General features: G+C 37.2%; 12 protein-coding genes. 5 read left to right on the forward strand and 7 right to left on the reverse strand.

From position 1 onward, the window contains the following. Positions 1–198: 198 nt before the first annotated feature. The 3 genes from ACFO3O_RS07105 to ACFO3O_RS07115 are packed head-to-tail and all read left to right on the forward strand — an operon-like array spanning position 199 to position 4,585. Positions 199–1,056 (forward strand): MBL fold metallo-hydrolase, encoded by an 858-nt coding sequence (locus ACFO3O_RS07105; protein ID WP_379977886.1) that lies wholly within the window; start codon positions 199–201, stop codon positions 1,054–1,056. 16 nt (positions 1,057–1,072) lie between these two features. After that, positions 1,073–2,740: a S8 family peptidase gene (locus ACFO3O_RS07110; protein ID WP_379977887.1), complete on the forward strand. Its 1,668-nt coding sequence runs from the start codon at positions 1,073–1,075 to the stop codon at positions 2,738–2,740. 3 nt (positions 2,741–2,743) lie between these two features. Then, the gene (locus ACFO3O_RS07115) at positions 2,744–4,585 is read left to right on the forward strand and encodes a M1 family metallopeptidase (protein ID WP_379977888.1); all 1,842 of its coding nucleotides are present in this window, start codon (positions 2,744–2,746) and stop codon (positions 4,583–4,585) included. Positions 4,586–4,660: 75 nt separating this feature from the next. On the opposite strand, the gene ACFO3O_RS07120 is transcribed toward ACFO3O_RS07115, so the two are convergent. From ACFO3O_RS07120 to ACFO3O_RS07150, 7 genes are all read right to left on the reverse strand, one after another. Continuing rightward, positions 4,661–7,396 (reverse strand): T9SS type A sorting domain-containing protein, encoded by a 2,736-nt coding sequence (locus ACFO3O_RS07120; protein WP_379977889.1) that lies wholly within the window; start codon positions 7,394–7,396, stop codon positions 4,661–4,663. 81 nt (positions 7,397–7,477) lie between these two features. Further along, a complete protein-coding gene (locus tag ACFO3O_RS07125) occupies positions 7,478–8,095 on the reverse strand; it encodes a lipoprotein signal peptidase (protein WP_379977890.1) in 618 nt (205 codons plus the stop codon). Between the two features lie 33 nt (positions 8,096–8,128). Further along, positions 8,129–8,758: a DUF4097 family beta strand repeat-containing protein gene (locus ACFO3O_RS07130; RefSeq protein ID WP_379977891.1), complete on the reverse strand. Its 630-nt coding sequence runs from the start codon at positions 8,756–8,758 to the stop codon at positions 8,129–8,131. A gap of 32 nt (positions 8,759–8,790) precedes the next feature. After that, on the reverse strand, positions 8,791–9,174 hold the full coding sequence (locus ACFO3O_RS07135; RefSeq protein ID WP_379977892.1) for a TraR/DksA family transcriptional regulator: 384 nt from the start codon (positions 9,172–9,174) through the stop codon (positions 8,791–8,793). Positions 9,175–9,177: 3 nt separating this feature from the next. Then, positions 9,178–12,780 carry an isoleucine--tRNA ligase gene (gene ileS, locus ACFO3O_RS07140; RefSeq protein WP_379977893.1) on the reverse strand — a complete coding sequence of 1,201 codons (3,603 nt, stop codon included), beginning with the start codon at positions 12,778–12,780 and terminating at the stop codon, positions 9,178–9,180. A gap of 204 nt (positions 12,781–12,984) precedes the next feature. Beyond that, complete coding sequence (locus tag ACFO3O_RS07145) at positions 12,985–14,037, reverse strand: hypothetical protein (RefSeq protein WP_379977894.1); 1,053 nt, start codon at positions 14,035–14,037, stop codon at positions 12,985–12,987. Positions 14,038–14,408: 371 nt separating this feature from the next. Further along, positions 14,409–14,999, reverse strand: a complete 591-nt coding sequence (locus ACFO3O_RS07150) for a carboxymuconolactone decarboxylase family protein (protein ID WP_379977895.1) — start codon at positions 14,997–14,999, stop codon at positions 14,409–14,411. A gap of 246 nt (positions 15,000–15,245) precedes the next feature. On the opposite strand from ACFO3O_RS07150, the gene ACFO3O_RS07155 reads away from it, so the two are divergent. Both ACFO3O_RS07155 and ACFO3O_RS07160 read left to right on the forward strand, forming a co-directional pair. Further along, positions 15,246–15,677: an OsmC family protein gene (locus ACFO3O_RS07155; protein WP_379977896.1), complete on the forward strand. Its 432-nt coding sequence runs from the start codon at positions 15,246–15,248 to the stop codon at positions 15,675–15,677. Positions 15,678–15,698: 21 nt separating this feature from the next. Then, positions 15,699–17,297: an SPOR domain-containing protein gene (locus tag ACFO3O_RS07160; protein WP_379977897.1), complete on the forward strand. Its 1,599-nt coding sequence runs from the start codon at positions 15,699–15,701 to the stop codon at positions 17,295–17,297. Positions 17,298–17,300 lie beyond the last annotated feature (3 nt).

Here is a 17,300-nt window from a genome sequence, read left to right on the forward strand (position 1 = left end):
CGTAAATCTACTTCACGAATAAGGAATATACAATTCTTTGTTAAAAAGGCACTAAGAAATCTTTGTTAAAATGCCTTTTTTGTTATTTTGCAAGGATTTCAAATATGAGAAGGGTGTGGTTGTATACGCTTTCGCGAAAGCGTACTCCTTCTCAACACAACTTTTATTCTTATCTTCAAAAATATACGAGTCACTCTTATGAAAATATATCCCATAGAAGCAGGTAATTTCAAACTAGATGGCGGTGCTATGTTTGGCGTTGTTCCTAAAAGTTTATGGAACCGCACCAATCCCGCCGATGCCAATAATATGATTGATATTGCGGCTCGCTGTATGCTTATAGAAGATGGAGACCGCCTTATCTTGATTGATACAGGGATGGGAAATAAGCAATCAGATAAATTTTATAGCTATTATTATTTATGGGGTGATGATACCTTAGACAGCTCACTCGCAGCATACGGTTTTCACAGAGACGATATCACTGATGTTTTTATGACACATCTTCACTTTGATCATTGCGGGGGTTCTGTGCAATGGAATAAAGATAAAACGGGGTACGAACCTGCTTTTAAAAATGCCACATTTTGGAGCAATGAAGATCACTGGAAATGGGCTACACAACCCAACCGAAGAGAAAAAGCTTCTTTCTTAAAAGAGAATATACTCCCTATGGAAGAGAGCGGACAATTACAATTTATCTCTCGGGAGGGAACAACTTTTCAAGAGTCATCAGAGCTAGGGTTTGGAATCTTTTTTGCAGATGGACATACCGATAAGCAAATGATTCCTCACATTACCTATCAAGATAAAACCATTGTATTCATGGCAGATTTACTTCCTACCGCGGGGCATTTACCATTGCCTTTTGTGATGGGCTATGACACACGCCCCTTGTTAACCCTTGATGAAAAAGAACTATTTTTGAATACCGCAGCAGATAAAGGATATTATCTTTGGTTAGAACATGATGCGCATAACCCTATCATTACAGTACAGCACACTGAAAAAGGAGTCCGACTTAAAGATACTTTTACACTAAACGACATTATTTAAATTCATACCCCCTAACATGCATTCTATTTTAAAAAAAGCCTTACTTACCGTTTCTCTCACTTCATTGATTCTTGGATGTGAAACGCCTGCACCTCTTGTGACGGTTGCCGTGGAAAATGTAGATAATAATCCCTTAAAAATTGCACCACTTACAGAGGCTCAAGAAAAATCATGGGCTTCAAAAGATTTAATAAAAGATACGATTCCTGGAATGAGTATCGAAAAAACATATACTGAAATTCTGCCCGGAAAATCAGGGGTGCAAACCATTGTTGCTGTCATAGATAGTGGAGTTGACATCAATCACGAAGATTTAAAAAATGTGATCTGGACCAACCCAAAAGAAATTCCAAATAACGGAAAAGATGATGACAACAACGGCTATATAGATGATATACACGGCTGGAACTTCCTAGGAAATGTAGAAACAGAACAACTCGAGCTTGCTCGAATTATAGATCGCTATGACACTGAATTTAAAGGAAAGACTGTTGCTCAAGTTCCTGCTGATAAAAGAAGCTTATTTACGATGTATCAAAAAGCGAGATCTGAACGTAACGAAAAACACGAGGAACTACAAGGGGTTCAACAAGAATACACTCAAATACTTCGACAGGTAAAAATATCGCATGGTATTGTTTCAAAGAAAATAGGTAAAGAAGGCTATACACTTAAGGAATTAAAAGCGATACCAAATCCTAATGAAGAAATGCAAAATCACATCGCATTTTTGTCACAGATGTTTCAGTATGAAGATACCATTCCAACGTTTATAAAAAACATAGAAGGAGATCTGACAGAGATTGGAAGTCAATTAAAAAACTATGCATTAGGTGTAAACTATAGAGAAGTACTAGGAGACAATCCTTATGATATTACAGACATCTCCTATGGCAATAACAATGTCATAGGTCCAAAACCAGAAGGAGCTAGACATGGAACCCATGTAAGTGGAATTATCGCAGCACAACGCGGTAATGGCATTGGTATGGATGGAGTGGCAAACAATAATATTAAAATCATGGTCATCCGAGCCGTTCCCAATGGAGACGAGTATGACAAAGATATTGCTCTTGCTATTCGTTATGCAGTAGACAACGGAGCTAAAGTTATCAACACTTCGTTTGGAAAATACTATGCTCAAAATCCAGAATGGGTCTATGATGCCATTCAATATGCAGCTAAAAATGATGTGCTTATTGTCAATGCGGCAGGTAATGAAGGACTTAATCTAGATGACCCTGCTAACAGAGTATATCCCAATGATCAGTTAGATACCACCTCAGAAATGAGTGATACTTTTTTGACTATTGGAGCCCTAGATGATACCTATGGTAGTGAGGTTGTAGCCTCTTTTTCTAATTATGGGAAATCAAATGTTGACATATTTGCTCCAGGAGAGCATATATGGTCAACAACACCCAATAACACCTATGAGTTTTTAGGAGGCACCTCTATGGCTGCTCCTAATGTGGCAGGTATTGCAGCGATGTTGCGCAGCTATTACCCTAAACTCAAAGCAAAACGAATAAAACAAATTATCATCACTAGTGGCTTATCTATCACAAATGCTGTGATTGTTGCTGGTGATCCAACAAAGCGAGCAAAATTTAACGAGCTCTCTAAGTCTGGTAAAATTGCAAACATGTATAATGCCTTTAAATTGGCAGCATTAAACAACTAATTTATGATGATCAAACCAACTCTAAAATCAATTCTCTTTGCATGTGTATGTGCTTTCCTTACAGCAAATACCACTGCGCAAAACACTTCGTATTGGCAACAACATGTTGATTACAACATGGAAGTTGATATGAATGTAAACAACTATCAATATACTGGCAAACAAGAGTTAACTTATACAAACAACTCTCCCGATACGCTTACACAGGTTTTTTATCATCTGTATTTTAATGCCTTTCAACCCGGTAGTGAGATGGATGTACGATCACGTACCATTGCAGACGCAGATCCTCGAGTAGGTGATCGCATCAGTAAATTAGCCCCTGATGAAATTGGCTTTATGAAAGTAAACAGTCTAAGCCAAGATGGTAATAAACTTTCTTACAAAGTGGCAGGAACTATCCTAGAAGTAGCGTTAACTACACCTATTCTTCCTGGCCAGAAAACAACTTTCAATATGGATTTCACAGGACAAGTGCCTGTACAAATACGCCGTAGTGGACGCAATAATAAAGAAGGAGTTGCATTATCCATGGCACAGTGGTATCCTAAACTCGCCGAATATGATTTTGAAGGATGGCATGCAGATCCATACATTGGACGTGAGTTTCACGGAGTATGGGGTGACTTTGATGTAAAAATTACAATCGATGCAGATTATACTCTAGGAGGTACTGGGTATGTTCAAAATGGTAATGAAGTAGGGCACGGGTATCAAGATAAAAATGCTTCTGCAACTCCAAAAACAAAAAGAGGGAAATATACATGGCATTTTATAGCGCCAAATGTACATGATTTTACATGGGCAGCAGACCCAAATTATCTTCACGACACTTACATTGCAGAAAATGGTGTAGAGTTACATTTCTTGTATAAAAACAATCCTGAGATCATAGAAAACTGGAAAAACCTACAACCAAAAACAGCCGCTATCTTAGCGTATTTTAATAAACATATAGGCACCTATCCATACAAACAATACTCTGTGATACAAGGGGGTGATGGCGGTATGGAATATGCTATGTGTACTTTTATTACAGGCGAGCGAAGTTTTGGAAGCCTTGTTGGAGTTACCGCACATGAATTTGCACATACCTGGTTTCAATTTTTATTAGCAACTAATGAAGCAAAGCATGAATGGATGGATGAAGGATTTACGTCTTACATCTCTGCAAAAGCCATGAACGAGGTGATGGATCAAAATAAAGAAAACCCATTTACTGGATCGTATAGAGGATATTATAGACTAGTAGAAAGTGGTCATGAACAACCACAGACTACGCATGCAGATCGCTATAATAGAAATCGTGCCTATGGAGCAACTGCATACAATAAAGGGGCTGTTTTTCTTGCGCAATTAGGATATATCATCGGAGAAGAAAATCTTGCCAAAACCTTGAAAAGGTATTTCAATGATTTTGCTTTTAAACACCCAACCCCAAATGATATCAAACGCGCTGCCGAAAAAGTATCAGGCATACAACTAGACTGGTATCTTACAGACTGGACGCAAACAACAAATACGATAGACTACGCTATTACCGAAGTAGTCGCAAATGGGAATAAAACCAATATTACGCTTTCGCGAAAAGGACTCATGCCCATGCCCATAGATTTACAGATCACGACAAACAAGGAAGCGCCGATGTACTACATACCATTACGTATGATGCGTAATGAAAAACCAAATACGACAGGCTATACGCAATTAGAAGACTGGCCTTGGACCAACCCAACATACACCTTTACAGTGGATATTCCTATGTCAAAAATAAAATCAATGACGATTGACCCTAGCCGATTAATGGCTGATATACATCAGGAAGATAATGATTGGAAAAACTAATAAGCACTTCATTACCAAAACAAAAATCCCGCTTTTTCAAGCGGGATTTTTTATAAACTCTTATGTCTTTAATATTTATCTCTTTATAAATTGAGTCACTACGCGTTCGTTATTTTGAGTAATAGCGCTTATAAAATAAACCCCATTAGTATATTTACTTACATCTACAGCTCCCTGAGAAAGGTTATCTATAGTACCTTCATCTATAACTCTACCTGTATAATCTATAATTTGATATGCAGAAATACTATTGACTCCAGAAGTTCTGAAGTTTAAGATATCACTTGTAGGATTAGGAAAAACACGAAGTATGTTCTCGGTACTATTTTCTGCGAAATCCTCTATAGAAAGTGGTGTAGCTACGGTATCATACATTCCATTACCATGTGTTCCAATAAGAAGATTATTATCAGAAGGTCGATATACGAGTCCGCTTATTAAAGCCATTCCTATTTGATCTCCTCCTTCAAGTAACCAATCTATCTGAGTAGGATCAGGACTACTATATAATCCTCTTGCAGTACCCACATAATATCCAATTTGCCCATTTACTTGCGTAATTGCTGCAGAGCGTATTGAATGTGCAGAAAGATTTCGCTCTATAACCTCCCAAGTTGGGGTATCACTCGTCGCATTATTTGTAAGGAAAATATTAGTAATGTTATAATTCCCATAAACCGCCATCACGATATCTGGATTTGTAGGATGGATAGCAAACCCTGTGACAATTGTTCCATTTGTTGTTGATGCACCTGGAGGTGTTATATTAATCGCGTCAGATAAGTCTGTAGCATTTTGAGGATCGTCAAGTCTAAAAACACCCCCATTTTGTCCACCAATCAACAAATAACTTGATGCTGGATTATACGCGCCTCTAGTCGCTGCAAATTGTCTTAAGTTTTGATTTATAGGCAAATTACCCATATCCTCCCAACTTCCTGGATTTACGCCTACGGCATCAGTAGTTCTGAACATCCTTCCGCCATCTGCATAATACAGAGCATTCGTGTTATCCTGATCAAGATAGAAGTATGTTACAAAAATACTACTATTAGCTCCTGTAGGAGTTATATCTATAAATGTATTGTTAGCTTGATTAAATCTTACTATTTGTCCATTTTGTGAGCCTAAATAGAGCCTAAGAGGATTGTTACCGTCTTCTCTTCCTATACCTACGGCAACACCATCACCTCCAAAGAAAGTCCCGTGCTCTGTATTATTAGGAAGTCCAACAGAAGTTCCTCCAAAAGTAGTTCCATTATCTTGAGCCCCTCCAAAAACAAAGTCAGAGCTCTCTTCTGGATCAAGTGCTACATGATAAAATTGATATGTTTGATAATTATTGTTAAGGTTTACCCATGCAACTGTTGTCGCGGTTATATCGTCTGTTCTGTGCACTCCTCCATCTGTTCCTGTAAAAAGAATGTTTGTGTCTGTAGGATCAAAAGCAAATGCATGCACATCTGGGTGGTGGGTGTCACCTCCTCCTAAATCATATAGTGCAAAAGAAAATCTATCGCGATATCCACCTATTCTGGTAAACATATCGTCTGTCTCTATGTTTTCTATCTTATATGCATTTGAACCACCAATAACTATAAAATTTTCATCATCTGGCTTTACTTGTATTACTTGATCATACGCTATTTGATGTGTATAAGGGTCATTTCCTGGCAAGTCTCCACCTGGTTCATCGGGTAATGTAGAAGAAAAATCTGTCCATGTATCTGTACTTAGATCATAACGCCATAAGTCGGCATCTATGTCTGATGTATTACCATTTGTATACAGCGCATATAACAAGTTATCATTTGAAGGCGCTGTGCTAATGACTATACGACTAAGACTATTGGTTGTTGCATCCCAACCTGCAGGATTTCCATTTTGAGCAATGCGTGTCCAAGAACCATTTCCTGTTTCTGACGTGTGCACACCATTCATTGAAGAATTACCGTGAAATGTGGCAAATACTCTTCCCGCTCCATTTATTGCTACATCTGTAAAACCACCGTCACCAGGCTCTTCTAACTCCGTAATAATGTTAGTACCATCATATCTATGTATTCTTCCTATAGAAGCTATAAAAAGATCTCCTGTCACTGGGCTTACAGCTAATGCGTTATTAATATCAAAAGAAGAATCAAAGTTTCCAAAAACAGAATCTGTTTCAGGTATTTGTTCCCAACTGAGTCCTCCATCTTCAGATTTCCAAACACCTTGACCAAAGAAGAAACCTCCTAAAGTTGCAGAGTTTCCACGAAGTTCCCCTGTAGCGTAATACCAGATATTCTGAAAGCCATCTCGAGGATCTTGTGCAATGGCTGTTACATTATGAATCTCTCCATTTGAGGATACTTTACTCCAGCTCTGTCCTCCGTTTGTAGTTCTGAAAACACCTCCACTTACTGCTCCTGCAATCATTGTATTTCCAGAAGGATCACTTAGGTCTATGGCTAATGCTCTTGTACGTCCTCCAAGATTAGAAGGGCCTCTATTTACATACACATTATCAGAAGACCTTGTTGCATTACGATTTCGATATGATTCTAAAGATGATTGAAGCTCTGCTATTTTTTGATCTCTTGGAATTTCACCCGTTTGTGGATCTCTTTGAAAAGCCAACTCATACTCTAAACGCTCTTGAGTAAATTGTCGTTTTTGCTCAATAGGTGTTTTTTCTGTTTTCGAGAATGTTGGTGCAATTAATGTCGTTTCACTTCTTTCTGCTGTTTCATGTGCGCTCCTATTTATTAGAAAATAGGTAAACACTCCCACAGATAAGAGTGCCAAAGCATACGTAGTTTTTTTCATTTCAATTTATTTTTTAGTATTCATGTGTGTAGGGATTATAACTTACTTACGGTAGGTCGTTTCAAGCTATAATTCATTTCATTAGTCTTTCGTTTTAGGAAATACTTTTTTATTAAATACAAGAAGAATTCCAACACCTGTACTTATGGCCATATCTGCTATATTAAATATGGCGTTAAAAAATGTAAACGTTTTTCCTCCCACAAAAGGAAGCCAACTCGGGAACGTAGCATCTTTTATAAAAGGAAAATAGAGCATATCGACTACTTTTCCATATAAGGGTTTTGCATATCCCCCTGCCTCTGGCAAAAATGTGGCTACTTGATTATCATAACTAGCATCAAAAATCACACCATACAAAAGTGAATCTATGATATTACCAACAGCTCCTGCAAATATTAAAGAGACAGAGATGACAAGTAGTTTGGGTGCATTTTCTTTAACTGACTTATACAACCAATATCCAATTAATGGTGCTATAACTAGGCGAAACAAAGAAAGCGCAATCTTTCCATACTCTCCGGGTAACTGGGCGCCCCAAGCAGCACCCTCATTTTCTACAAAGTAAATCTGAAACCAATCCAATCCAAAAACCTTAATGGATTCTGTTAAATGAAAATGTGTCTTTATATATATCTTAATGCATTGATCTACAAGAAGTATTAAAAAAACAATAAGTCCAGCTTTCTTTAGTGACATAAATTTTATTTAGGATGGTAAAAATAACGCTTTTTAGTTTGATTTTATAACCGTTATATCGCCATCAATACTCTGTAAGTGTATTGTGTCTCTTCCTGTCATCCCTTCTGAAATAACGACATTTCCATTTCGAGATTGTGCTATAATTTCCGAATTTTTAGTTTCGACGGTTATATTTCCAGATATAGTGTTAATGTATACGCTTTCGCGAAAGCGGAAACTGGACAAATAACAACCTCCTCTTCCTAAATTAATACGTACTTGGTCATAACTTCCCTGTGCGTTTACACTTGCCAATGTTGAATACACATCAATAGAAAGCCCTTCTGGTAGTATGATTTCTATGACAATAGATAAGACCTTGTGTGCAGATAGTTTATCATTAAAAGGGACAAAATCTGGTGTACGACCTGTAGTGATTTTTAACACCCCTTCTACGATCTCTGTATGAAGTAGGGTACTTTCAAAAGTTTCTCCTTCTATCTGTGTATAAATGGTGATTTTATCTGTTTGAGCTGTGGTAAATTTAATTTGAAAAATATCATCACTCTCTACAAATACGGTACGGGTGTCTCTTGCATCGTACTCTTTGAATAGTTTTTTTTGTGCAGACAGGCTTCCTGAAAAGACAAGGAACAGTATAAATACGGAATAATACTTCATAAAAAAGCGTCCCGAAGGACGCTATTATATTTTTAGCTCTGCATATTCTTAGCTTCTATGCTAAGTGTGGCATGTGGAACGAGTTTTAAACGTTCAGGGTTGATTAATTTTCCTGTAACCCGACAAATCCCGTAGGTTTTATTATTAATGCGTGTAATCGCATTTTTAAGATCCCTAATGAATTTTTCCTGTCGTATAGCAAGGGCACTGTTTGCTTCTTTACTCATCGTAGCACTTCCCTCTTCAAAAGATTTGAATTGTGGAGAGGTATCGTCTGTACCATTAGTACCATCATTGAGGTAAGCACTCTTGATAAGATCTAAATCACGTTGTGCTTTTTCAATTTTGTCTTGTATGATCTTGCGAAAATCTTCTAACGCTGCATCACTGTATCTCTGTCCTTTTGTACTTTCCATACGTTACTGTTTTGATATGGTTAAATATGTTGTTATGTTATCAAAGCTTATTTCAAGCCCGTCTGTTAATTTTTCTACGACTTCTAGAGAATCTGCTAAGGTCTCTGTTTTAATGTACTCAGCATTATCTAGTACCGTTTGCTTAATAAGCGGTTCTTCTTGCAACCTAATGTCAATACGATCTGTCACTTCAAAACCAGAATCTTTTCGTAAATTCTGGATACGATTGACCAACTCTCTTGCTACTCCTTCTTTACGAAGCTCTTCTGTGATGGTAATATCTAGAGCGACAGTCATTCCATTCTGACTAGCTACTAACCACCCATCTATATCTTGAGAAGTAATCTCTACGTCACTAGATTCTAAAGTAGTCAATTTTCCATTAATTTCTAGATCAATTTTTCCATCACGCTCAATTTTTCCAATTTCATCAGGTCCAAATCCTTGTATCTCACTAGCAATCAGTTTCATGTCCTTCCCGAATCGAGGGCCTAAAACTTTAAAATTAGGCTTAATTTGCTTTACTAGAATGTCAGAATCATCACTTATAAGCTCTATCTCCTTGACATTAACCTCTGATTTTATAAGATCTGCCACCGCAAGTATTTCTTCTCTATCTGTATCTGACAATACAGGAATCATCATACGTTGTAAAGGTTGACGCACTTTAATTTTTTCTTTTGCGCGAAGCGACAACACTAAGGAACTGGCTGTTTGTGCCTTTTCCATCTTATGCTCTAACGCAGCATCTATATACTTAGTATCACTTTTTGGAAAATGTGACAGATGTATACTCTCAAATTTTTCTTTTCCTGTGATTCCATTCAAATCTTTATACAGTTTCTCCATAAAAAACGGAGCTACAGGGGCTGCTAGTTTTGCCACTTCAAGCAAGCAGGTATACAATGTTTGATAGGCGCTTATTTTATCTGTCCCGTAAGATCCTTTCCAGAATCTTCTTCGACTTAATCTTACAAACCAATTAGATAAGTTTTCTTGGACAAAAGCATCGATGGCTCTTGTGGCTTTTGTTGGCTCATATTCAGCATAAAATGTATCCACTTTCGCGATAAGCGTATGAAGTTCAGAAAGGATCCAACGATCTATTTCTGGACGCTCTTCTAGAGGGATATCTGCTTCGGCATACGTAAAATTATCCAGGTTTGCATACAGTGCAAAGAAATTATAGGTATTGTAAAGTGTCCCAAAAAACTTACGTTTTACTTCTTCGATTCCTGCAAGATCAAATTTTAGGTTATCCCAAGGATTTGCATTGCTTATCATGTACCAACGTGTGGCGTCTGGCCCATAGGTTTCTAGCGTATCAAATGGATCTACCGCATTGCCGAGACGTTTGGACATTTTCTGCCCATTCTTGTCAAGCACCAATCCATTAGACACTACATTTTTATAGGCAACATCATCAAAAATCATGGTAGCAATCGCATGCAAGGTATAAAACCATCCTCTGGTTTGATCTACGCCTTCAGCTATAAAATCTGCTTTACGCCAAGTTTCTTCTACGAGTTCTTTATTTTCAAAAGGATAGTGCCATTGCGCATACGGCATTGATCCAGAGTCAAACCACACATCAATCAGATCACTCTCTCGCGTCATGATTTGCCCAGTCCTCGAAACTAAGGTAATGCGATCTACGACATTTTTGTGAAGATCTACAAGCGCATAGTTTTCCTCGCTCATGTCACCGGTAACAAATCCTTCAAAAGGATCGCTTTTCATGACACCTGCAGCTAGTGATTTTTGAATCTCTTCTTTTAATTCTTTTACAGATCCTATAATGATTTCTTCTTTACCATCTTCGGTTCGCCAGATTGGTAACGGAATTCCCCAGAAACGACTACGAGACAGGTTCCAATCATTTGCATTAGCAAGCCAATTCCCAAAACGTCCTTCACCAGTAGCTTTCGGTTTCCAATTGATGCCAAGATTGAGTTCGTGCATACGATCTTTAAAATCGGTTACTTTGATAAACCAAGAGTCTAATGGGTAGTATAATACAGGTTTGTCTGTACGCCAGCAGTGTGGGTAACTATGCACATACTTTTCTACCTTAAAGGCTTTATTTTCTTCCTTCAAACGAATAGCAAGTTCGACATCCATCGATTTTTCTGGCGCTTCTCCGTCTGTATAATATTCGTTTTTTATATACTTATTTCCAAATTCTTTAAGCTCAGGGCGAAATTTACCTTGTAAATCAACCAGTGGAACTAAGTTGTCATTTTCGTCTTTGATTAATAAAGGGGGTATTTCTGGAGAAGCTTGTTTTGCCACCAAAGCATCATCGGCACCAAAAGTAGGTGCGGTGTGTACAATTCCTGTCCCATCTTCTGTAGTGACAAAATCTCCTGCAATCACTCGAAAAGCATCCTGAGGGTTATCATGTGGCTGCACAAAATCAAATAATTGCTCGTAACGCAATTCAAGAAGTTCTGCCCCTTTGAATTCACGAACTATTTGATAAGGTATCTTTTTACCGACGACTTGAATATCAGCATTAATGAGGAAGCCTAACTGTTTTTCTGTAAAATTAAATCGCGCATCATTTAGAGCATTTAATTTATCCTCAAAAGAATATTTCTTGTTCGTTAAGATTTTAAATATATACGGAAATTCTTGATCATTTAATTCTCTTCCAATAATTAAGTTAGCCCTGTCGTCGCCACCAATTTTAGAGTCTAAACTTGAAAAATTAATGCTTTTAGGGACTGGAAAAAAAGTCTTTTTATCAAACTGCTTTCCTACCAATGCTTTTGCCAGAATTACTTTAACAGGCTCAAACGTATATTGATTGTACGTCTCTACCAGCACATAATCTATCTTCTTGCCAACGGTCAATGCTGTATTAGAAGGGAGTGTCCAAGGGGTGGTTGTCCAAGCTAAGAAGTAGGTTTGTCCATCTGCCAATTCTTTTGCTAGTGGGTTGGCTCCTTCTGCTGTGATTTTAAACTGAGCGACCACCGTTGTATCTGTTACATCTCGGTAACAACCCGGTTGATTGAGTTCATGAGAACTTAAGCCTGTTCCTGCTTTTGGAGAATAGGGTTGTATGGTATACCCTTTGTATAATAAATCTTTGTTATATATCTGTTTGAGTAGCCACCATACCGTCTCCATATATTTGGATTTGTAGGTCACATATGGATCTGTCATATCTACCCAATACCCCATTTTTTCGGTGAGGTCATTCCAGATATCGGTATAACGCATCACCGCTTTTTTACACGCTTCGTTATACTCCTCAACCGTGATTTTTTTACCAATATCTTCTTTAGTGATTCCGAGCTCTTTCTCAACCCCTAGCTCAACGGGAAGTCCGTGGGTGTCCCATCCTGCTTTACGTTTTACCTGAAAGCCTTTCATGGTTTTGTAACGAGGAAAAATGTCTTTGATCGCACGAGCAAGTACGTGATGTACCCCTGGTAAACCATTGGCAGATGGAGGTCCTTCAAAAAAGACATAAGGAGTCGCTCCTTCTCTTGTCGTGATACTTTTTTCAAACACCTTGTTTTCCTTCCAAAATGCAAGAACCTCATCGGCTACTTGTGGAAGGTTTAATCCTTTATATTCAGTGAACTTAGCGCTCATGGTCTATGCTTTTTAATAAGGGTGCGAATTTACGGAATTTTTAAATGAAAAATAAGAGGTTTATAGACTGTTATGATGTTCCTTAAAATCTACAGTAAAACAGCCGTTATATTACATAAAAAAGCCTCCAAAACATGAATGTTTTGGAGGCAGTATATTTTAGGTGACAAACTGGTTTTCTTGTGTAAGAAGCCCTATTTATTTCTAGTTAATTTCTCTAAGCATTTGCTGAAAACCTTCGTAATCTATATTTTCTGCGGCTCTCATAGGAACATCAAAAGGATCATCAAAACTAGAGAATCCTGAACGTCCATTCCAGAACCAAATTCCTTTTTTATTCTCTACAGCACTACATACAGCCACTGGTGGATCTGCAAAATTATTGTTATGGAAACCATGATTTTCTAACATAGGGTTAGTATCAACAGCACCACTACTTTGTCCTAACCAATAGGTTAATGTAGCATTTCCTAACTGAAATGATTGATCTTGAGCCCAAAACTCATTACGTCCGTTTGGAGTGGTCATCGGGTCTTCATGTAAAAAAATAGGTGCTATAGGTCCCGAAGGGAGAAAGAAACAAGGATAATTAAATGTCTCAAAATCAGTGTCTGAATATACAATCCCCGTGTTTGTTACTGTAATAACGACTTCCGTTAATAAAGGGAAGTTAAAAGCATCTGGATTAGGTGTGCCGTCTGTTATTAAATCCCAAGTTCCTGAAATAACTCCTAAAGGAGAATCGTCATCTGACATAAACGTTCCTAGTATAGCAGCAGCACGTTGTCCTGCTCTGTCTTTTACAACAGTTACATGTGCTTCTTTATTATCTACAATTACGTTTGTTGCTACTGGACTGTTAATATCAGTCACATCAAAGTCAAAAGAACCTCTTTCTCCAACAAAAGAAAAGGTATAGCCTTCTCTACTTGTAGGGATTCCTGCAAAGCGAAATCGATCGCCTTGATTAGAAACAACAGTAGCATTGTAATGCCCGTCGTTATTGATGTTTATCCAAATTTTTGCATGAATACCAGCATCTAATGTCACAAAAACCCCGTGATAAAGACCTTCATTTGTTTCATTAAATCTACTGTCTGGTTCTGCAGTTTCAGGACTGAAGTCTATTTGCTCAATAGCTACTTCTAAATCTATACTAGCATCACTGCTGATCGTTGTTTGTTCATCACTACATGAAGCAAAAAGTACTGAAGCAAGAATACTAAAAATTAGTAATTGTTTTGTCATTGTTTTCATATTGTTTTATTTCAAAAAAATCTTCGGTAAATATAGAACTAATAGACCTTTTACATATTCAAAAGGAACAACATTTGCTCTTTTAATGCTAATGTGTATTTTGTCCGATAAATATGCCTTTTACAGGTGTTTAAAACTATATTAAGTAAGAATTACGCACCAAACATAAGGATAAATTACGTTTTTACCACACTATGTGTGAGGTTTTTTTTCATATCGCAAAGGTTTAACCTCCTAGAAACTAACAATTAGCTATAAGATAGTGTTGCTTTTTGGGTGCTATTTGAAAGTAAAAAGAGCCATAAAGAGTCTGTTTTAGGTTTCTCTTTATGGCACAAAATGTATATTCTTTATAAGATCAAATAACGCTATTACACATGCTTTCCAACTTCAAAGCCATGTTTCCCTAAGTACTGATTTCCACTATCAATAGCATCGTCTTCTAAGGTAGTTCCCATAGAATCATTCCAGCGATTGAGATATCCAAATAATGAGATCACGCCAAGCATTTCTACAATCTCTCCTTCATCCCAATGTTCGTACAACGCTGATTTAATACTCGCGTCAACCGCATTAGGCACTTGGCTTGCTGCTAGTGAAAAATCTAGGGCTGCTCGTTCTGCATCAGAAAAAGCAGAATGTGTTCTGTATTCCCAGATATTATCTAATTGTTCTTGTTCTGCTCCATAACGCTCTGCAGCTCGTATAGCATGTGCTTGGCAATACCTGCATCCCGTTGTGTTACTTGACACCCAAGCAATCATACGTTTTAAAGCAGAGGTTACTCTACCGTGATTTGCCATCACTGCTTTATTAAGGTTTATAAATGCTCGAGAAATCTCGGGACGACGCTGCATGGTAAGTACAGAATTAGGGCAAAACCCTAGGGTCTCGTTAAAAAATTCGGCAAGCTCTTTTGTTGTTTCGTCGTGTGCTGCATCTAATGGTGTTACTAATGGCATCTTTTTCTTTTATTAGCTGTGATATTTATAATCGCTTATAAATCCTCACATGTGTTATACTTCTTGTGGTATTTCGCTTTCGCGAAAGCGTATCCATGAAAACCCACAATTACAAAATTTTTATCTGTCACAAAAACAGTATTTTTACACCGCTTTTAAGACATGCGACTATTTTTTTTCGCGAAAGCAAGATAGGCATTTCCCTATCATTTTTGTACCTTCAAATATTCAAAAATCCATAAAATAATGGCATCACATACAGTTACTACTACCTATAAAAAAGAAATGCAATTTGAAACTGATAGTCCTACAGGATATAAAACACTCATCGATACATCTCCAGAAAATGGAGGAAGAAATGAAGGAATGAGCCCAAAAGCATTGATGTTGTCATCACTTGCGGGTTGTACAGGTCTTGATATTGTTTTTGTTTTAAATAAAATGCGGGTGGCTGTTCCTGAGTTTAAAATGGAAGTAAAAGGAGAACTTACCGAAGAGCATCCTAAATATTACCACAAAGTATGGCTAGATTATCATTTTTATGGAAATGATCTAGATGAAGCAAAAATTCAAAAAGCAGTCGATTTATCTGAAAGTACGTATTGCGGTGTCATGGAAATGTTTAGACGATTTGCAACATTAGAAGTAGGTGTCCACTTTCATAAAATCAACGCCTAACTAATTATAACCCCAAATCTCATGCGTCTTTTTCTTATTCCTATAAGTTTATTATTTACTATAGTTCTTTCTGCTCAAAACAGTAAAGAGTTTACAAGAGTTAATGAATTTTATATCCACGGAAACACCCAAGTTATAGGAAACAATAATGTAAGTAAGCACCAAAATAAAGCTACAGGTGATAAAAGCGGTGTTAATGACGGAACAAAAATGAAATATGTAGATATAGATGAAAATTCATCTACATTCAATTCTAGTAGTGCCAATCTTACCATTCCTGAAGATACCACATTAAAGTATGCTGCTCTGTATTGGACCGCTACCTATCCTACAGAAAAAGGAACTAAAGTAGCCAAAGGAAGACGTTATGTGTATAAAGCAAATGGAGAGCCTACAAAAGATATTCAAGAAATTCAGTTTAAAGTTCCAGGCGGTAACTACATGCCCTTGAGGGGAGAATTGGTGTATGATGGAAAACAAGGAACCGTAAAAGGAATTACCTCCAGTAGGCCTTACACTTGCTACAAAGACATTACAGATATCATTAAAAACAATCAAACGATTAATGGCACCTACACCGTTGCAAATATTCCTGTTACTCAAGGATACATTTCTGGAGGGAGTGCTGCTGGTTGGATGCTCTATGTTATTTATGAACGAGAGCAAGATCCCCTTCAATACATCACCACTTACCAAGGTTTTAATCATATTGATAAAAAAGGCGTTGACATTGATTTTGGAAATTTTAAGGCTTCAGAAAAAGCTGAAACACAAACAGCCATTACCATAAGCGCGCTTGAAGGAGATCTTACCTTAAAAAAAGACCAAATTGCTATTTATTATCCTAAGGAGAAAAAATTTGTAACGCTAGATAATGATGTGAGAGCCTCTAATAATTTTTTTAATAGTAGTATTACCATAGACAACTTCTACTTTACAGACAGGACACCCAATAGTAAAAATACTTTAGGATTTGACATTGCTAAAATCACAATTCCCAATGCCATAAATGAAAGTATCGCAACTAGTGCTAGTGGTTTTAAATTACAGTTCAAAACACGAGAAGACAGGTATTATGTCTATTTCGCCGCTTTTCAAACAACACTTAATGAAACTTTTTACCAGGATGTAACCACGACTGCAGATCTAGATGCAAATAGTAAAGAACAAGAAGTCGCAGAAGAAACTGTTCCTGAGACTGTCACAGAAACGACTCCTAAAGAAGCTGTTGAAGATACAAGACCAGTTATTGTTAAAGAAGATCTCGTTATCCAAGAAAAGCAAATAGAAGTCAAAACAACTCCAAAAAAAGAAACGGAAATCATAGACAATACGACTGCCACTATCAGTGATAAAAAACCTACAAAAACTACTGATGTACTAAAAGGATATCATATTATATCCAATGTTTTTTCTTCTGAAGAAAATGCTGAAAAATGGGTGAAAAAATTAGAGGCCAAAAACATTAAATCTATGACTTTTAAAGGGCCCAAAAACAATCTTTATTATGTCTCTATTGGAAATAATGAAAGTCTAACGGTAGTGCGAGAGGAATTAAAACAAATAAGACAGGATGAAGATCTTAAAGATGCCTGGGTATTCAAAATAAATTCAAAGTAATTC

The organism is Dokdonia ponticola (genome assembly GCF_042653865.1).
In the GTDB taxonomy this organism is placed as follows: Bacteria; Bacteroidota; Bacteroidia; order Flavobacteriales; family Flavobacteriaceae; genus Dokdonia; species Dokdonia ponticola.

What these genes read in the sequence shown, in the direction of transcription:
- ACFO3O_RS07105 (WP_379977886.1), top strand. Translation starts at nt 199, where the DNA reads ATGAAAATATATCCCATAGAAGCAGGTAATTTCAAACTAGATGGCGGT.
- ACFO3O_RS07110 (WP_379977887.1), top strand. Translation starts at nt 1,073, where the DNA reads ATGCATTCTATTTTAAAAAAAGCCTTACTTACCGTTTCTCTCACTTCA.
- ACFO3O_RS07115 (WP_379977888.1), top strand. Translation starts at nt 2,744, where the DNA reads ATGATGATCAAACCAACTCTAAAATCAATTCTCTTTGCATGTGTATGT.
- ACFO3O_RS07120 (WP_379977889.1), bottom strand. Translation starts at nt 7,396, where the DNA reads ATGAAAAAAACTACGTATGCTTTGGCACTCTTATCTGTGGGAGTGTTT.
- ACFO3O_RS07125 (WP_379977890.1), bottom strand. Translation starts at nt 8,095, where the DNA reads ATGTCACTAAAGAAAGCTGGACTTATTGTTTTTTTAATACTTCTTGTA.
- ACFO3O_RS07130 (WP_379977891.1), bottom strand. Translation starts at nt 8,758, where the DNA reads ATGAAGTATTATTCCGTATTTATACTGTTCCTTGTCTTTTCAGGAAGC.
- ACFO3O_RS07135 (WP_379977892.1), bottom strand. Translation starts at nt 9,174, where the DNA reads ATGGAAAGTACAAAAGGACAGAGATACAGTGATGCAGCGTTAGAAGAT.
- ileS (WP_379977893.1), bottom strand. Translation starts at nt 12,780, where the DNA reads ATGAGCGCTAAGTTCACTGAATATAAAGGATTAAACCTTCCACAAGTA.
- ACFO3O_RS07145 (WP_379977894.1), bottom strand. Translation starts at nt 14,037, where the DNA reads ATGAAAACAATGACAAAACAATTACTAATTTTTAGTATTCTTGCTTCA.
- ACFO3O_RS07150 (WP_379977895.1), bottom strand. Translation starts at nt 14,999, where the DNA reads ATGCCATTAGTAACACCATTAGATGCAGCACACGACGAAACAACAAAA.
- ACFO3O_RS07155 (WP_379977896.1), top strand. Translation starts at nt 15,246, where the DNA reads ATGGCATCACATACAGTTACTACTACCTATAAAAAAGAAATGCAATTT.
- ACFO3O_RS07160 (WP_379977897.1), top strand. Translation starts at nt 15,699, where the DNA reads ATGCGTCTTTTTCTTATTCCTATAAGTTTATTATTTACTATAGTTCTT.